General features: G+C 72.2%; 16 protein-coding genes. 7 read left to right on the top strand and 9 right to left on the bottom strand.

Annotated elements, in window-relative coordinates:
* Nucleotides 1–24: 24 nt before the first annotated feature.
* A complete protein-coding gene (locus tag EEJ42_RS06670) occupies nucleotides 25–348 on the top strand; it encodes a plasmid stabilization protein (RefSeq protein ID WP_123099045.1) in 324 nt (107 codons plus the stop codon).
* Between the two features lie 34 nt (nucleotides 349–382).
* Here the strand turns inward: EEJ42_RS06670 and EEJ42_RS06665 are convergent, their stop codons facing one another.
* Nucleotides 383–1162: an SDR family oxidoreductase gene (locus tag EEJ42_RS06665; RefSeq protein WP_123099044.1), complete on the bottom strand. Its 780-nt coding sequence runs from the start codon at nucleotides 1160–1162 to the stop codon at nucleotides 383–385.
* Between the two features lie 100 nt (nucleotides 1163–1262).
* Complete coding sequence (locus EEJ42_RS06660) at nucleotides 1263–2267, bottom strand: 1-aminocyclopropane-1-carboxylate deaminase (protein ID WP_123099043.1); 1005 nt, start codon at nucleotides 2265–2267, stop codon at nucleotides 1263–1265.
* Between the two features lie 197 nt (nucleotides 2268–2464).
* Between EEJ42_RS06660 and EEJ42_RS06655 the strand changes: the two genes are divergently transcribed.
* From EEJ42_RS06655 to EEJ42_RS06645, 3 genes are all read left to right on the top strand, one after another.
* The gene (locus EEJ42_RS06655; protein WP_123099042.1) at nucleotides 2465–3463 is read left to right on the top strand and encodes a dihydroxyacetone kinase subunit DhaK; all 999 of its coding nucleotides are present in this window, start codon (nucleotides 2465–2467) and stop codon (nucleotides 3461–3463) included.
* Nucleotides 3464–3503: 40 nt separating this feature from the next.
* A complete protein-coding gene (dhaL, locus tag EEJ42_RS06650; RefSeq protein ID WP_123099041.1) occupies nucleotides 3504–4214 on the top strand; it encodes a dihydroxyacetone kinase subunit DhaL in 711 nt (236 codons plus the stop codon).
* A gap of 169 nt (nucleotides 4215–4383) precedes the next feature.
* A complete protein-coding gene (locus tag EEJ42_RS06645; RefSeq protein ID WP_123099059.1) occupies nucleotides 4384–5454 on the top strand; it encodes an acyltransferase family protein in 1071 nt (356 codons plus the stop codon).
* Between the two features lie 43 nt (nucleotides 5455–5497).
* Here the strand turns inward: EEJ42_RS06645 and EEJ42_RS06640 are convergent, their stop codons facing one another.
* Nucleotides 5498–5866, bottom strand: coding sequence for a hypothetical protein (locus EEJ42_RS06640; protein WP_184502970.1), 369 nt, complete (start codon nucleotides 5864–5866; stop codon nucleotides 5498–5500).
* An 87-nt stretch (nucleotides 5867–5953) separates the two neighbouring features.
* The gene (locus tag EEJ42_RS06635) at nucleotides 5954–6205 is read right to left on the bottom strand and encodes a hypothetical protein (RefSeq protein ID WP_184502969.1); all 252 of its coding nucleotides are present in this window, start codon (nucleotides 6203–6205) and stop codon (nucleotides 5954–5956) included.
* 232 nt (nucleotides 6206–6437) lie between these two features.
* Here EEJ42_RS06635 and EEJ42_RS06630 point away from each other — a divergent pair, with 232 nt between their 5' ends.
* On the top strand, nucleotides 6438–7580 hold the full coding sequence (locus EEJ42_RS06630) for a S1 family peptidase (protein WP_342778255.1): 1143 nt from the start codon (nucleotides 6438–6440) through the stop codon (nucleotides 7578–7580).
* A gap of 102 nt (nucleotides 7581–7682) precedes the next feature.
* Here the strand turns inward: EEJ42_RS06630 and EEJ42_RS06625 are convergent, their stop codons facing one another.
* The 4 genes from EEJ42_RS06625 to EEJ42_RS06610 all read right to left on the bottom strand — a co-directional run bounded on the left by EEJ42_RS06625 (nucleotide 7683) and on the right by EEJ42_RS06610 (nucleotide 12536).
* A complete protein-coding gene (locus EEJ42_RS06625) occupies nucleotides 7683–9782 on the bottom strand; it encodes a xanthine dehydrogenase family protein molybdopterin-binding subunit (RefSeq protein ID WP_123099038.1) in 2100 nt (699 codons plus the stop codon).
* Complete coding sequence (locus EEJ42_RS06620) at nucleotides 9779–10774, bottom strand: FAD binding domain-containing protein (RefSeq protein WP_123099037.1); 996 nt, start codon at nucleotides 10772–10774, stop codon at nucleotides 9779–9781. Before EEJ42_RS06620 ends, EEJ42_RS06625 begins: the two co-directional genes overlap by 4 nt.
* Entirely contained in the window at nucleotides 10774–11394 is a 621-nt protein-coding gene (locus EEJ42_RS06615; RefSeq protein WP_123099057.1) for a 2Fe-2S iron-sulfur cluster-binding protein, read from the bottom strand. The genes EEJ42_RS06620 and EEJ42_RS06615 overlap by 1 nt, the downstream gene beginning before the upstream one ends.
* Nucleotides 11395–11480: 86 nt before the next feature.
* Nucleotides 11481–12536, bottom strand: a complete 1056-nt coding sequence (locus EEJ42_RS06610) for an NAD(+)/NADH kinase (protein ID WP_123099036.1) — start codon at nucleotides 12534–12536, stop codon at nucleotides 11481–11483.
* Between the two features lie 131 nt (nucleotides 12537–12667).
* Here EEJ42_RS06610 and EEJ42_RS06605 point away from each other — a divergent pair, with 131 nt between their 5' ends.
* Together EEJ42_RS06605 and EEJ42_RS06600 are read left to right on the top strand one after the other, a co-directional pair.
* Nucleotides 12668–14002: a radical SAM protein gene (locus tag EEJ42_RS06605; protein WP_123099056.1), complete on the top strand. Its 1335-nt coding sequence runs from the start codon at nucleotides 12668–12670 to the stop codon at nucleotides 14000–14002.
* Complete coding sequence (locus EEJ42_RS06600) at nucleotides 13999–14517, top strand: GNAT family N-acetyltransferase (protein ID WP_123099035.1); 519 nt, start codon at nucleotides 13999–14001, stop codon at nucleotides 14515–14517. The genes EEJ42_RS06605 and EEJ42_RS06600 overlap by 4 nt, the downstream gene beginning before the upstream one ends.
* A gap of 21 nt (nucleotides 14518–14538) precedes the next feature.
* Here the strand turns inward: EEJ42_RS06600 and EEJ42_RS06595 are convergent, their stop codons facing one another.
* Entirely contained in the window at nucleotides 14539–16509 is a 1971-nt protein-coding gene (locus tag EEJ42_RS06595) for an APC family permease (protein ID WP_123099034.1), read from the bottom strand.
* Nucleotides 16510–16605: the final 96 nt, after the last annotated feature.

The raw sequence follows: 16605 nt of genomic DNA, 5'->3' as shown, positions 1-16605 counted from the left end.
GTCTCCGGAGAGAAGGTGCACACCATGCCCAGGGGATCGAGCCCGAAGCGGGAGAGACAGTACGAACACATCAAGGAGAGCGCGAAGGAGCGCGGCGCGAGTGAGCGCCGGGCAGAGGAGATGGCCGCCCGGACGGTGAACAAGGAGCGAGCCCGCTCCGGAGAGGCCCGGAAGGCGAGCCGTATCTCCACCGAGGACATGTCGCCCTCACGGCGCGGCGGCAAGCGGTCGCACACCGGGGCGCAGGGCCCCACGCGGGACCAGCTCTACGCCGAGGCCAAGCGCCGGAACATCGAGGGCCGGTCCCAGATGAACAAGTCCCAGCTGAAGAAGGCCCTGGGGAAGTAGCCCCGGGAAACACCGGCCCGGGAACACCGATCCGTCAGTGTTCCTGGGCCGTGGGGCGCACCATGATCTCGTTGACGGCCGCGTGCGCGGGCTGGGTGACCATGAAGCCGATGCAGCGGGCGACGTCCTCGGCGTGCAGCCAGTCCTGCCGTGGCATCCCGGCGGCGACGGCCCCCGTCGTGGCATTGTCGGTCATCTCCGTGGTGGTCATGCCGGGCTCGACCAGCCCCACCCGTACGGAGCGCCCGGTCACCTCCTGGCGCAGCGCCTCGCTGAACGCGCCGACCGCGTGCTTGGTCGCCGAGTAGATGCTGTTGCGCGGCCGGGCGACCCGGCCCGCGACCGAGCTGAGGGACACCAGGTCGGCGACCCCGCGCGGGCCCTCCGCCGCCGCGCGCAGCAGATGCGGCAGCGCCTGCTGCGAGGTGTGCAGGACGGCCTTGAGGTTGAGGTCGACCATGCGCTCCCAGTTCTCGGGGTCGCCGTCCTCGACCCCGGCGACCGCCACGAACCCCACGCTGTTCACCAGCACGTCCAGCCGCCCGAACCGCTCGGCCGCCTCGTCGGCGCAAGCCCGCGCCTGGGCCGCGTCCCGCAGGTCGGCGGTCAGCGGCACACAGGCGCGACCCAGGTCCCGGACGCCGGAGGCCAGCTCCTCCAGCCGGTCGGTACGGCGGGCGATCAGCGCGAGGTCGGCCCCCTGCCGGGCCAGGAGGCGGGCGGTGGCCGCCCCGATCCCGCTGGACGCGCCGGTCACCAGCGCCACGCAACCGGCGAGCGGCGCGCCGCCGTGGCCGGTGTTCGGGTCCGTCACCTGTGCTCCCTGGTGCTGCGAGTGCGTTCCAGGGGTTCGGGTACCCGATCCGCGTCCGTTGATCGCCCGCCCGCCGCTCCCGTACCTCCTTCGGCGGTCGCTAGAAGGCGCCGCTGTACGCGTTGAGCGCGGGCTGGCCGCCGAGGTGCGCGTACAGCACCGTGGAGTCCTTGGATATGTCGCCGTTGCGTACGAGGTCGATGAGCCCGGCCATGGACTTGCCCTCGTAGACCGGGTCGAGGATCACGCCCTCCAGGCGGCCGGTGAGCCGGATGGCGTCGAGGGTGGAGTCCACCGGGATGCCGTAGAGGTCCCCCGCCCAGCCCTCCAGCAGGGTGATCTCCTCGTCGCGCAGGTCCCGGCCGAGGCCGATCAGCTCGGCGGTGTTCCGCGCGATCTTCGCCACCTGGGCGTGGGTCTCGGCCGGTTTCGCGGAGCCGTCGATGCCCAGCACCCGGCGGGGGCGGTCCTGGCCCGCGAAGCCCGCGATCATCCCGGCCTGGGTGGAGCCGGTGACGCTGCACACCACGATGGTGTCGAAGAAGACGCCCAGCTCGCGTTCCTGCCGCTCGACCTCGTACGCCCAGTTGGCGAAGCCCAGCCCGCCCAGCGGATGGTCGGAGGCACCGGCGGGGATGGGGTACGGCGTGCCGCCCGCGGCGCGCACCTGGTCCAGGGCATGGGTCCAGCTGTCCTTGAAGCCGATGCCGAATCCGGCGTCGACCAGCTGGACGTCCGCTCCCATGATGCGGGACAGCAAGATGTTGCCGACCTTGTCGTTGACCGCGTCGGGCCAGTCCACCCAGCTCTCCTGCACCAGGACGGCCTTCAGCCCCAGCTTGGCGGCCACGGCGGCGACCTGGCGGGTGTGATTGGACTGCACCCCGCCGATGCTCACCAGCGTGTCGGCGCCCTGTCGCAGCGCGTCGGGAACCAGGTATTCGAGCTTGCGGGTCTTGTTGCCCCCGTAGGCCAGCCCGCTGTTGCAGTCCTCCCGCTTGGCCCAGATGCGGGCCCCGCCCAGGTGGTCGCTGAGCCGGTCGAGGGGGTGAACGGGGCTGGGTCCGAAGAGCAGGGGGTGGCGGGCGAAGTCGTCGAGGGGCATGACGGGCTCCTTGGGGCCGGTGGGGCTGGTGCGCCGTGGCGTGTGCGCCGTGTTCCGTGTGCAGCCCTACCCCGTCGCCCGACCGGCCTATGCGTGTAGGCCGTTCGGGGTCGGTCGGCGCGCCCGGTCCACGGATCGCGGCGGACCATCGAAGCCAGTGTCCCTGTCCGCCCCACTCCTCCAGGGAAGCCGCGACCATGCCGCTGTACTTCGCCGACTCGTCCGAATCACTGGTTCCGGACGCGCACGCCGGTTTCGCCACCGCCCACGCCGCCCTCGTGGAGCACCATCCCGGCCACGGGTACTTCCGCTCCCGTGTCACCTCGCCCGCCCGCCGGGTCGGGCTGGTCTCGGGCGGCGGGTCCGGCCATGAACCACTGCACGCCGGATTCGTCGGCGCCGGGATGCTGGACGCCGCCTGTCCCGGCCGGATCTTCGCCTCGCCGCACAACCGGCAGATCTTCGAGGCCAGCCGCGCCGTCGCCGGGGACGACGGCGTGCTGCACCTGGTCAAGAACTACACCGGCGACCGCATCAACTTCGGCATCGCCGCCGAACGCCTCCATCACGAGGGCATCCGCTGCGAGCGGGTGCTGATCGACGACGACCTCGCCACCGACTCCGACGAGATCGCCGTCGGCCGCCGCGGCACCGGCGCCACCCTGCTCGTGGAGAAGATCCTCGGCGCCGCCGCCGACGAGGGGCGCGGCCTGGACGAGCTGGTGGCGCTCGGCGTCGATCTGACCCGCCGCTCCCGCAGCCTCGCCGTCGCGTCCGCAGCGCACACCACCCCGGCCTCCGGGACCCCGGCGTTCGACCTGCCCGAGGACGTGCTGGAGTTCGGCGTCGGCATCCACGGTGAGCGCGCCGACAAGACGGTGCCGCACGCGCCGCTCAGCAAGCTGGTCGAGACCATGACGGACCGGCTGCTGGCCGCCCTCCCCCATGGCCCGCGGCCCCGGGTGCTCGCGCTGGTCAACGGTCTGGGGTCGGTCACGTCGCTGGAGCTGTACGGGATCCACCACATCCTCGCCAAGGCCCTCGACGCCCGGGACACCGCCCTCGACCGGTCGCTGACCGGCACCTTCGTCAGCGCCCTCGACATGCGTGGCTTCTCGCTGACCCTGCTCGCCACCGACGACGAGGCCCTGCGGCTGTGGGACGCCCCCGCCCGCACCCCGGCCTGGCCCCTGTGACCCCGCCCACCGGTCCTAGCCCCAAGGAGCCTCCGCAGCCATGTCCGTGAACCACGCCCCGCGCACCCTGACCCGCGCCACCGTCACCGCCTGGCTGATGCGCTTCGGCGCCACGGTACGGTCCGTCGAGCCCGAGCTGACCGCCCTCGACCAGCAGGCGGGCGACGGTGACTTCGGCGCCAACCTCGCCACCGGGATGGACGGGGTGCGCCGCGCCCTGGAGAGCCTGTCCGCCGCCCCGACAGTCGGCGAGGACACCGCGGCGACACCGCTCGCCGCGGCCGCCGGGGTCTTCCTCGACGACGTCGGCGGCACCAGCGGCCCGCTGTTCGGCCTGCTCTTCCAGGAGCTGGCCGACGCGGTCGCCGCGGCCGCCCCCACCCCGCCCGGCACCGGCGAACTGGCCGCCGGGATCGCCGCCGGGACGGCCGCGATCCAGCGGGTCGGCGAGGCCGAGGTCGGCGACAAGACCATGATCGACGCCCTCCTCCCGGCCGCGAAGGCGCTCGCCGACTGCCCGCCGACCGCCGACCCGTCCCGCTCGCTGCGGCTGGCGGCGGTGGCCGCCCACCGCGGCGCCCGGGCCACCGCCTATCTGCGCGCCCGGCGCGGGCGGGCCAGCTACACCGGGGACCACGCGGTCGGCGTCCCCGACCCGGGTGCCCTGGCGGTGGCGCTGCTGTTCGCCTCCGCCGATGGTGAACTGACCACCGTTAGCAGACTTCCGGAGCATCGGGGCGCCGAATACTGAGGCTTTAGGGATCTTCATGAAATTCGGGCAGTTCCGCGGAGGTGGGGTGTCATTCGCCACTACCGTGAACGGTCATGAGCGGGGCCACGTCGGGCAGGCGAAAAGGAAACCTCGCTGGCTCGATCGAAGGTGACCGGGAGAAGCAGTGCACCAGGACACCCCCACCCGTGTGGCAAACCCGCAAGCCCCCGCGGAACGACCGGCACGGGGTGAGGGCGCGGCCCAAGGCAAGGCCCGCGACGCCTACTTCGACAACGCGAAGTACCTCACCATCGTACTGGTGGCCTGTGGCCACGCATGGGAACCACTGACGTACGGCAGCCGGGCCTCCATGGCGGTCTACCTCCTGGTGTACGCGTTCCACATGCCCGCCTTCGCGCTGATATCGGGCTACTTCTCGCGCACCTTCGACATGGCGCCCAAGCGGCTCCAGCGGCTGGTCACCGGGGTGGTCGTGCCGTACGTCGTCTTCGAGATCGCGTACACCCTCTTCTCCCGCTGGGCGCAGGACAACCCGGACGAGCCGTTCAGCCTGCTCGACCCGTGGTACGTGATGTGGTTCCTGGTCGCGCTGTTCATCTGGCGGATCACCACTCCGCTGTGGCTGGCGCTGCGCCATCCGGTGCCGGTCGCGCTGGCCGTGGCCGCGATCGGCTCGCTCTCGCCGGAGACCGGCGGCGACCTCTCGCTCCAGCGGACCCTGGCGTTCCTGCCGTTCTTCGTGCTCGGACTCACCCTCCGCCAGGAGCACTTCGCCCGGCTGCGCACCTGGCGGGCGCGGTGGATCGCCCTGCCGGTCGGACTCGTGGCGCTGGCCACGGCGTACGTGGTGGCGCCGTGGTTCAACTCGGAGTGGTTCTACCACCGCAAGAGCGTCGCGGCCCTGGACGGCGTACCGGAGTGGGCCGGGCTGCTGTCCACGCCCGTCCTCTTCGTGGGGGCGCTGGTGCTGACGGCCTGCTTCCTGGCCTGGGTGCCCGGGCGGCGCACCTGGTTCACGGTGCTCGGTGCGGGGACGATGTACGGCTATCTGCTGCACGGCTTCATCATCAAGGCGTCCCGCTTCGGCCGGTGGTACGACTATCCGTGGCTGCACACCCCGCTCGGCGAGCTGACGGTGACCGCCGCGGCCGTCGCCATGATCACGGTGCTGTGCACGGCGCCGGTGCGGCGGGTCCTCCGCGGAGTGGTCGAGCCGCGCATGGAGTGGGCGTTCCGGCGCGCAGGGAACAAGACGTAGCGAGCCCTACAAGGTAGAGAGCCCTACGACAAAGTAAACAGCACTAGCGGCTCTCCAGCCGCAGGTGCAGTTCACGCTCCTGGTCACCGGCCGCCCGGCCCTCGTCCCGTACGGCGAAGGCGGTGGCCAGGACGTCGCGCAGTTGCTCCACCTCGCGGGGGCCGCCCTGGAGATCGGCGGTGAGGGGCGCTCCCAGGGGCGTGGGGGCCAGCTCCTGCCGCGCACCGGACACCTCGAAGGTCGCGCTCCACACCGTGGGGTGTCCCTCGGCCTCCTCCCGCGGCTGGGCGTCGGTGGCCGGGCCGGAGGGGTAGCAGGCGTGGAGCACGCCGAACACGGCGTCGGCGTCCTCCTTGGAGTGGCCGCTGAGGGCCACCACGACCTGCGCGGCGGACCGTTCCGGAATGGCCATCGTGAACACCGTCCTCGTCGTCCTCATCAAGCGGTCAGCGGGCTCATCGGTATACGGCCCGAGTACCCGGACGTGCCGGGTCAATCGTCATCCGGAGGGCTCATCCGGCACCGGCTGCTCGGGGTGCACACCTCCGCTGTGCGGCTTTCCGCGCCGACGGGTGCCGGGTTCGTCCAGGTCGGGGACGTCCTCCGGGCGGTGCGGCGGGGCTGCGGTCTGCGGTGTGCCGCCGTCGATGTCCAGGGGGTCGGGGCCGCCCTGCGCCTGCTGGTCGGGCAGGTCCCTGGGGATGGCGGGGGCGTGTTCCCCGGGGGCTTCCGGCAGCTTGTCCTCACTCACGATGCGCTCCTTTCTCGTAGGCGGGTCCCGTGGGCGGAAAGGGACACAGAACGGCCGGTACCCCGCACACGGACACCAATGCAGACGTTGTCGCTCCTCGTCCCAGGTGTGAGGGCCGTCACCGCACGGCCGTGAAATTGGTGTGAACACAACCGGCGGCCCATGCGTATCCACTGCCGTAGCGAACCCGTCCCCTGCGTACGACCCCGTGCGCCCCACAGGAGGTCATAAGTTGAGCCGGAGTCACAAGCGCGCCCCCAAGACAAAGATCATCATTGGGGCTGCCGCGGCTGCCGCCGTCGTGGGTGCCGCCATTGTGCTGCCCAACGCCAATGCCTCGCAGGACAAGAAGTCCGAGGCCATCGATGCCAAGCCCAAGGCGTTCAACTCCGATTCCGCCTCGGACGCGATCGCGCAGCTGGCGTCGAGCCTGGGCGAGGCGTTCGGCGGTGCCTGGTACGACAAGGAGCAGCAGCAGGTCGTCGTCAACGTCATCGGCGACAACAACAATGTCGAGGTCGCCGCGGTCAAGAGCGCCGGGGCCGTCCCCAAGGCCGCCAAGAACAGCATGAAGTCGCTGAAGGCCGCCGAGGCGACGCTCAAGAAGAAGGCCACCATGGCGGGCACCGCCTGGGCCATCAACCCCAAGACCAACAAGCTCCAGGTCACGGCGGACAGCACCGTCAAGGGCGCGAAGTGGGACACCCTCGAGTCCACGGTGAAGTCCCTGGGCGCGGACATGGCCGACGTCAAGCGTTCCGCGGGCACGTTCAAGACCTTCGCCGAGGGCGGTGACGCCATCTTCGGCGGCGGTTCGCGCTGCTCCCTCGGCTTCAACGTCACCACCGAGAGCGGCGACCCCGGCTTCCTGACCGCCGGCCACTGCGGTGTCGCGGCCGAGGAGTGGTCGGAGACCCAGGACGGCGCCCCGGTCGCCACGATCCAGGACGCCACCTTCCCGGGCACCGGCGACTTCGCGCTCGCCACGTACGACGACGCCGCCACCGAGGCCCCGAGCACGGTCAACACCGGCGACGGCAACAAGGTGAACATCACCGAGGCGGCCGAGGCGTCGGTGGGCCAGGAGGTGCAGCGCATGGGCAGCACCACCGGGCTGAACGGCGGCTCGGTGACCGGTCTGAACGCGACCGTCAACTACGCGGAGGGCTCGGTCAGCGGGCTCATCCAGACCGACGTCTGCGCCGAGCCGGGCGACAGCGGCGGCGCCCTCTTCACCGAGTCCGGCCAGGCCATCGGCCTGACCTCCGGCGGCAGTGGCGACTGCACCTCGGGCGGTGAGACGTTCTTCCAGCCGGTGACCACCGCGCTGGAGGCCGTCGGCGCCACGATCGGCGACGGCGGTGCGGCCCAGTAAGGCCACGCCGTCGAGCATTTGACCCTCACGCTCCGGGTGTCCCGCGCCGTTACCGCGGGACACCCGGGCGGGGCCATTTCAGGCCCCGCTCATTGTGGCAGGTCAGCGTTTCAGGCCCGTGCGCACCCGCTCCAGGGTGATCGGCAGGTCGCGCACCCGTACCCCCGTCGCATGATGGACGGCGTTGGCGATGGCCGCGGCCGCCCCGACGATGCCCAGCTCCCCGACCCCCTTGGCGCCGATCGGGCTGAGCTGGTCGTCCTCCTCCTCGATCCAGTGCGCCTCGACATCGCGCACATCGGCGTGTGCCGCCACGTGGTAAGTGGCCAGATCGTGGTTGGCGAAGTCGCCGAAGTGGGGGTCGAGTTCGAGGTTCTCGCACAGTGCCGTCGACAGCCCCATGCACATGCCGCCGCGCAGCTGCGAGCGGGCCGTACGGGGGTTGATGATGCGTCCCGCGGCGAACATCCCCAGCATCCGGTCGACCCGCACCTGCCCGGTGTCCGCGTCCACTCGCACCTCGGCGAACTGGGCGCCGTAGGCGTGGCGCGCGAGTTCCTTCCGCGCCCGGACGTCCTCGGTGGTGTCCGCGTGGGCCTCCAGTCCGCCGGGCGGGACCTGGCCGGACACCTCGCCGAGCCGCTTGGCCAGCGCCCGGCACGCCTTGCTCACCGCCCACCCCCATGAGCTGGTGCCCATGGAGCCACCGGCGAACGGGGCCGAGCCGTACACGCTGCGGCCGATCTCCAGGGTGACCCGGTCCAGCGCCACGCCGAGTTCGTCCGCGGCCACCTGGGTCAGTGCGGTACGCGCGCCGGTGCCGATGTCGACGGCGGCGATCCGTACCCTGAAGCGCCCGTCGGGTTCCGCGCGGGCGGTCGCGGTGGCGGGGAACGTAAAGGCGGGGTAGTTGCCCGCCGCCACGCCGGTGCCCACCAGCCACCGCCCCTCGCGGCGGCGGCCGGGGCTGGGGTCGCGCCCCGGCCAGCCGAACCGGGCCGCGCCCTCGCGCAGGCAGGCGACCAGATTGCGGCTGCTGAAGGCGTTCCCCGACTCGGGGTCCACGGACGGTTCGTTGACCACCCTCAGCTCGATGGGGTCCATGTCCAGCGCGTACGCCAGCTCGTCCATCGCGCTCTCCAGCGCGAACATCCCCGGTGCCTCGCCCGGCGCCCGCATCCACGACGGCGTGGGCACATCGAGCTGCGCCAGGCGGTGGATGGTGCGGCGGTGCGGCGCCGCGTACATCATGCGGGTGGCGACGACGGTCTGCTCGCAGTACGGGGCGAGCCGGGAGCTCTGCTGGAGCGCGTTGTGCGAGACCGCGGTGAGCCGGCCGTCGCGCTCGGCGCCCAGCCGGACGCGCTGCACGGTGGGGGTCCGGTACGAGACCATGGTGAACATCTGCTGTCGGGTCGCCGCCACCTTCACCGGGCGGCCGACGGCGCGCGCGGCCAGCGCGGCGAGCACCGTGGGCGGGCGGGGCAGCGCCTTGGAGCCGAACCCGCCGCCCACATGGTCCGCCACGATCCGTACGGCGCCCTCGGGGAGGCCGAAGAGGGCGGCGAGTGTGCTCGCCGTCACCCAGGGCCCCTGGTCGCCGTTGTAGAGGGTCACCGTGTCGCCGTCCCAGACCGCGATGGTGGCGTGCGGCTCCATCGCGCAGGTGTGCTCGGGCGGGGTGGTGTACGTGGCGTCGATGGTGACCGGCGCCGTGGCCAGGGCGGTGTCCACGTCCCCCTGCTCCGTCCGGCCCACGTAGCCGGCGTTGACCGTCTCGGGGACGAAGATGTGCGGATCGCCGTCGCGCAGTTCGGCGTCGTGCGGCTCCTCCGCGTAGATGACGCGTACCGCGGCGGCGGCCTGACGGGCCGTCTCATAGGTGTCCGCGACCACGGCCGCCACGATCTGCCCGCGGTAGGCGACCTCGGCGGACTGGAGGACGGACAGTTCCGGGTCGTCGGTCGGGTGCAGCCGCGGCACGCTGCCGCTGTCCAGGACGGCGACGACCCCGGGGAGCGCGAGGGCGGCACCGGCGTCGACGGAACGCACCCGGCCGCGGGCGATGGTGGACTGCACGGCCACCCCGTACAGAGCGTCCGGTACGGGGTACTCGTACGCGTAGAGCGCGGTGCCGGTGACCTTGTCGCGCCCCTCGATCCGGGTCACCTCGGCGCCCACGGTGCGTTCCAATGTGGTCATCGCCCCTCCCCTGCCACGAGGTCGCGCACGGTGGACGTGATGAGGTCCACGGCGAGGCCGATCTTGAAGGCGTTGTGCGGCAGCGGGCGCGCCGAGGCGAATTCGGCCAGGGCCGCGGTCCGCAGCGTGTCCTCGGTCGGCCGCTGCCCGGCCAGCAACTGCTCGGCCTTGTGCGCGCGCCACGGCTTGGGCGCCACTCCGCCGAGCGCGAGCCGGATCTCCCGCAGCGCTCCCCCGCCGTCGGTGGCGGCCACGGCGGCGAGGGACACCACGGCGAACGCGTAGGACCAGCGGTCGCGCACCTTGCGGTAGTGCGTGGCGCCGGGCGGGGGCGGGGGCAGTTCGACACCGGTGATGAGGTCGCCGGCCTGGAGCACCGTCTCCCGGTGCGGGGTGTCGCCGGGCAGCAGATAGAAGTCGGCGAGCGGCACGGCGCGGGAGCTGCCGTCGACGCGCCGCAGATGGACGACCGCGTCGAGCGCGGCCAGGGCCACCGCCATGTCGGAGGGGTTGGTGGCCACGCAGGCGTCGGAGGTGCCGATGACGGCCAGGTCGCGGTGGCTGCCCTGGATGGCCGAGCAACCCGTGCCCGGGGACCGCTTGTTGCAGGGCTTGGTGACGTCCTGGAAGTACACGCAGCGGGTGCGCTGGAGCAGATTGCCGCCGGTGGTCGCGCGGTTCCTGAGCTGCCCGGAGGCCCCGGCCAGCAGCGCCTGCGCGAGGGCCGGGAAGCGCTCGCGGATGCCGCGGTCGCCGGAGAGTTCGCTGTTCGGCACCAGTGCCCCGATGAGCACCCCGCCGTCCGCGCGGTGCTCGATGCGGTCGTACGGCAGTCCGGTGATGTCGACGAGCACGGCGGGCTCGGTGACGCCGAGCTTCATCAGGTCGACCAGATTGGTTCCCCCGGCCAGGTACACCGCCTCGGTGGAGTCCGCGACGAGGGAGGCGGCGGCCTCGGGGCGGGTGGCGCGCTCAAAGGCGAAGGGCTTCATTACACACCGCCCCGGACCGGTACGCCCGGCACGCCCCGGCCGTCCGCCCCGGCGGCCTCGCGGATGGCGTCCACGATGCCCCGGTAGGCGGCGCAGCGGCACAGGTTGCCGCTCATCCGCTCCCGGATCTCCTCGTCGTCCAGGGCGTCGGGCGCGCGGACACCGGCGGCCAGGTCCTCGGTGACGTGGCTGGGCCAGCCGCGGGCCGCCTCGGTGAGCGCGCCGATGGCGGAGCAGATCTGGCCCGGGGTGCAGTAGCCGCACTGGAAGCCGTCGTGTTCCAGGAACGCCCGCTGGAGCGGGTGCAGATCGCCGGTGGCGGCGAGGTCCGCGACGCCCTCGATGGTGGTGATGTCGTGCCCGGCCGCGGTCACGGCGAACACCAGGCAGCTGTTCACCCGTTCGCCGTCGATCAGGACGGTGCAGGCGCCGCACTGGCCGTGGTCGCAGCCCTTCTTGGTGCCGGTCAGCGCGAGGTGTTCGCGCAGGGCGTCCAGCAGGGTCACCCGGTTGTCGAGGGTGAGGGGCCGGTCGGTGCCGTTGACACGCAGCGTGAGATCGGTGTGAAACCTCTGAGCTGTCACAACCCTCACCATGGCACCGGGTTCAGGGCCCCGCATCTTCAGGCCCCGCATCTTCAGTACGGGTCTTCAGGCCCCGCATCTTCAGTACGGGTCTTCAGGCCCCGCATCTTCAGTACGCGCCTTCAGGGCGCGCCCTGCGGCGGGGGCAGCCGCAGATGGGCGAGGTCGTCGGGGACCGGGCTGCGGGGCCGGTAGAAGGGCGGGGCCTGGTCGGCGGCGGGCGAGTCGGCGAGCCGGAAGCGGTCGCGCAGCCGGTGGTAGAACTCGGTGGGCCGCATCCGTACCAGCCGCAGCCGGGCCGGGGCCCGGTACGCCGCCACCCAGTCGCCCGGCTCCAGCACCCCGCGCAGCTGCCCGTCGATGGAGACGGCCACCCGCCCGGAGTGCGGCAGCACCCGGATCGCGACGGCCTCGTCCACCGCGGCCACCACGGTGCGGTCGAAGGCGATGTGCGGGGCGACGGGGGTGAACACGACCGCGTCCATGTGCGGGGAGACGACCGGGCCGCCCGCGGCGAAGCTGTAGGCGGTGGAGCCGGTGGGGGTGGCCACGATGATGGCGTCGGCCGAGTACGAGGCGAGCAACTGCCCGGCCACGTAGACCGCCAGACCGGCCTGGCGGTCGCGGGCCAGCTTCTCGAACACCACGTCGTTGAGGGCGGTGACGTCCAGCGCGACGCCCCAGCCGACCTCTTCGGGGCTGCCGGGCCGGATCTTCGGCGCGGGCAGCACCGGCCCGCGTCCGTACCGCAGCAGCGCGTCCATCCCGGCGGGCATGTCCAGCGGCCGCGACGCCCGCAGCGTGAGCATCATGCGCTCCTCGACGGTGGTGCGGCCCGCCTGCACGGCGTCCAGGGCGGCCCGCAGGTCGTCGGGGGTGATCTCGGTGAGGAAGCCGACCCGGCCGACGTTCACCCCCAGCGCCGCGGCGCCGTCCTGGGCGGCGATCCGGGCCCCGCGCAGGAACGTGCCGTCACCGCCGAAGGTGACGATCAGATCGGGATGCCCGGCCGCCGCGGACTCCTCCTGCGCGCTGCGCCGCGGATGGCCCTCGCGCCATACGTCGATCTCGGTGCAGGCGATGCCCCGCGCGGCAGCCCAGGCATGCGCGGCGCGGGCCGCCGCGACAGCGGCGGGGCGGGCCTGGTGGACGACCAGACCGAGCCGGTTGACAGGCATCCTCCTCCCCACCGTAGAGCGCCCCGCGGCCGCCCGCAGGCGGGCGGACGGCGCGGCTGATCTAGGGTGGCGGGGATGACGGAGCTGCGGGGGAGCCGACGAGTCTCATCGAATCAGGGATGGTGCAGCAGATGACGAGCCCGAACCGTACCGCGCTGGTCGAGGAGCTGATGGGGCGCTTCCCGCAGGTGCCGCCGGAGGCGGTGATCAAGGAGGACCTGCTGCGCGGCGGCATGGCCTTCGACGACTCCGCGCTCAGCGGCGGCGACGACGGGGACGTCAAGCCGAAGTCGTACTTCATCTTCTCCTTCGACCACCGCACCCTTCCCGAGCTGGGCGCGGCCGCGCTCAACCGGCCGCCGGAGGAGATCGTGCTCACCGGCGGGTCGTACGGGCTGCGGCGCACCGTGGTGTCGGTGCGCGTCAACCCGGACTCGCCGTATGTGGTCCGGGCCGGGGAGGACGGGGCGCTGGGCCTGTATCTGGACGGGACCCGGATCGCGGACGTCGGCCTGCCGCCGATGCCGGACTACTACCGGCACACGCTGGCGAACGGCAAGTCGGTGATGGAGGTCGCCCCGACCATCCAGTGGGGCTATCTGGTCTATCTGACGGTGTTCCGGGTGTGCCAGTACTTCGGCGCCAAGGAGGAGTGCCAGTACTGCGACATCAACCACAACTGGCGCCAGCACAAGGCGGCGGGCCGCCCGTACACCGGGGTCAAGCCGGTCGAGGAGGTGCTCGAGGCACTGGAGATCATCGACCGCCATGACACCGCCGGCGCCTCGAAGGCGTACACCCTCACCGGCGGCTCGATCACCTCGCAGGTCGGCGGCCGTGACGAGGCCGACTTCTACGGCCACTACGCGAAGGCCATCGAGGAGCGCTTCCCGGGCCGCTGGATCGGCAAGGTGGTGGCGCAGGCGCTGCCGCGCGACGACGTCCAGCGGTTCCACGACTACGGCATCAGCATCTACCACCCCAACTTCGAGGTGTGGGACCGGCGGCTGTTCGAGCTGTACTGCCCGGGCAAGGAACGCTACGTCGGCCGGGACGAGTGGCACCGGCGGATCCTGGACTCGACCGAGGTGTTCGGCGCGCGCAATGTGATCCCCAACTTCGTGGCGGGCGTGGAGATGGCCGAGCCGTTCGGCTTCACCAGCGTGGACGAGGCCATCAACTCGACCGCCGAGGGCCTGCGGTTCTTCATGTCCAACGGCGTCGTCCCCCGCTTCACCACCTGGTGCCCGGAGCCGACGACGCCGCTGGGCAAGGCCAATCCGCAGGGCGCGCCGCTGGAGTACCACATCCGGCTGCTGGAGACCTACCGGGCGACGCTGGAGGAGTACGGCCTGACCTCGCCCCCGGGCTACGGCCCGGCCGGGCCCGGGCGGGCGGTGTTCTCGGTCAGCTCGTTCATGGACAGCCTGTCGGCCGACGAGCCCGTTGCCGCGGGGGCGGAGTGAGCCACCCCGACCGCGCGGCGGTCATCCCCACCGCGCGGCTGGAGCTGCGGCCGCTGCGGATCGAGCACGCCGCGGAGATGGCCGGGGTGCTGTCCGACCCCGGCCTGCACACCTTCATCGGTGGCGCCCCGCTGGACGCCACGGCCCTGCGCGCCCGTTACGAACGCCTGGTCGCGGGCTCGCCCGACCCGGAGGTGGCGTGGTGCAACTGGGTGGCCCACGCCCGCGCCGAGCGGTGCCTGGTGGGCACGGTCCAAGCCACGGTCAGCGGCCCCGCGACCGACCGCACCGCCGAGGTCGCCTGGGTGGTGGGCACGCCATGGCAGGGGCGGGGGTACGCCACGGAGGCGGCCCGGGCCCTGGTGGCGTGGCTCGCGGCCGGTTCCGTGAGCCAGGTCATCGCGCACATCCACCCCGGCCACCGGGCCTCGGCGGGCGTGGCCCGCGCCGCCGGACTCGCGCCCACCGGCCACCGGCAGGACGGCGAGGTCCGGTGGCGGGCGGTCGTGGCGTGAAAGGCCCGGGCGGGGCGGGGGTCAGCCGACGTGGATGTGGGGGCGGCGGTCGCGGTCGGGTTCGGCCTCGCGGAGGACCTCGCGGGTGACGGGGGCCACCTCGCCCTGGCCGAAGAGGAAGAAGCGGAGGAAGTGGGCCAGGGGGTTGCCCTCGGTCCACTCGAAGTGGATGTGCGGCCGCTGACCGGCCTCGTCGCGCACCGCCAGCAACATGGCGGCGAGTGCGTTGGCGACGGTGGCGCTCTCCATGGTGAGCACCCGGTAGCGGCCGTGCATCACCTTTCCGCACACCCGCAGCTCGCTCTCGAACTCGGACGGGTCGGCGACGGTGACCTCGACGAAGATGATGTCGTCCTCGGGCGGGATGTCGTTGTCGGCCCGGATCTGCTGCTGCTTGTCACGGTATTCGGCCAGGTCACAGGCTTGCGGCTTGTTGGCGATGAAGCGGATCTTGCGATGGGCGGTGTCGCGGATGAAGCGCTGGGCCATGTCGTCGAAGGTGACGCTGGTCACCCGCAGCTCGAAGGCGCGGGCCACCCGGGACAGCAGGGACACGGCCATGATGCCGCCGATGAAGCAGGCGCCGATCTTGACGCCGTCGGGCCGCTCGATGACGTTGGCGGCCGTGGTGTAGAGGAAGACGACCGCGATGGCCCCGAAGCCGATGGTCCAGCCGCGCTGCCGGGCGCGCCGCGCGGCGATGGTGACGGCGATGGCGGCGGAGGTGATGAGGACGAGGACGCCGGTGGCGTACGCCCCGCCCTGGGCGTCCACATCGGCCTTGAACAGCCAGGTCACCAGGAACGCGATCAGGGTGAAGACGAGCACCATCGGGCGCACCGCGCGCGCCCAGTGGGGTGCCATGCCGTAGCGCGGGAGGTAGCGGGGCATGAGGTTGAGCAGTCCGGCCATGGCGGAGGCGCCCGCGAACCAGAGGATGGCGATGGTGGCGGCGTCGTAGACACTGCCGAAGGCGGAGCCCAGGTACACGTGGGCGAGGTAGGCCAGGGCGCGTCCGTTGGCCACGCCGCCCGGCTGGAACGCGTGCTGCGGGATCAGCAGGGTGGTGATCAGGCTGGAGGTGATCAGGAACACGCTCATGATCACCGCGGCGGTGGTGAGCAGCTTCCGGGCGCCCCGGATACGGCCGGTGGGGCGCTCCTCGGTGTCGCCGGGCTTGCCCTCGATGTGCGGCATGACGGCGACACCGGTCTCGAATCCGGACAGCCCGAGCGCCAGCTTGGGGAAGATCACCAGGGATACGGCGACCATGACCAGGGGGTTGCCGCGCTGGGCGGTGAGCGCGGCCGTCCAGTCGGTGATCACCTGCGGTGCGGTGAAGACGTGCCACAGCCCCACCGCCACCACCACGGCGTTGAGCAGCAGATAGGCGCCGACCAGGACGACGGCCAGCCCGATGGCCTCGGTGAAGCCCTTGAGGAAGACCGCGCCGAGGAGTCCGATGAGGACGAGGGTGATGGCCACCTCATGGCCGTGCAGCAGGTCGGTGAAGTGCGGGTTCTCCACCAGGTGGGCGGTGGCGTCGGCGGCCGAGAGGGTGATGGTGATCAGGAAGTCGGTCGCGGCGAAGCCGAGCAGGGTGAGGACGAAGAGCTTGCCCTTCCAGAAGGTCAGCAGCCGCTCCAGCATCGCGACCGAGCCCTGTCCGTGCGGGCTCTCGGCGGCCACCCGCCGGTAGACCGGCAGCGCGCCCACGAGGGTCACCACCACCAGCACGACCGTGGCCAGCGGGGAGAGCAGCCCGGCGGCCAGGGCGGCGATACCGGGCTGATAGCCGAGGGTCGAGAAGTAGTCGAGGCCGGTCAGGCACATGACCCGCCACCACGGGCGGCCGCGGTGTGGGCTCTCCGGTTCGGCGTGCGGCCCGGGCTGCCGCTTGGCGATGTCGGTCAGGCCCTCCAGCAGCCAGGCGCGCAGCCGGTCCCGCGGTCCGCCCTGCGGGGCGGAGCGGCGGTGAGGAGAGCCGGTCACGATGTGTGCTCCTGTCGGTGCGGCTCGATGCGGCGAAGAGTTTCAGCCATCGTGAGGCTGCCTGGCCAGCGTATGCGCAGCGGCCCGCGCGCACCG

It is taken from the genome of Streptomyces botrytidirepellens (assembly GCF_003721215.1).
In the GTDB taxonomy this organism is placed as follows: Bacteria; Actinomycetota; Actinomycetes; order Streptomycetales; family Streptomycetaceae; genus Streptomyces; species Streptomyces himastatinicus.
Note: the sequence above shows the minus strand (reverse complement) of the source record. Positions and strands in the feature narration are given on the sequence as shown.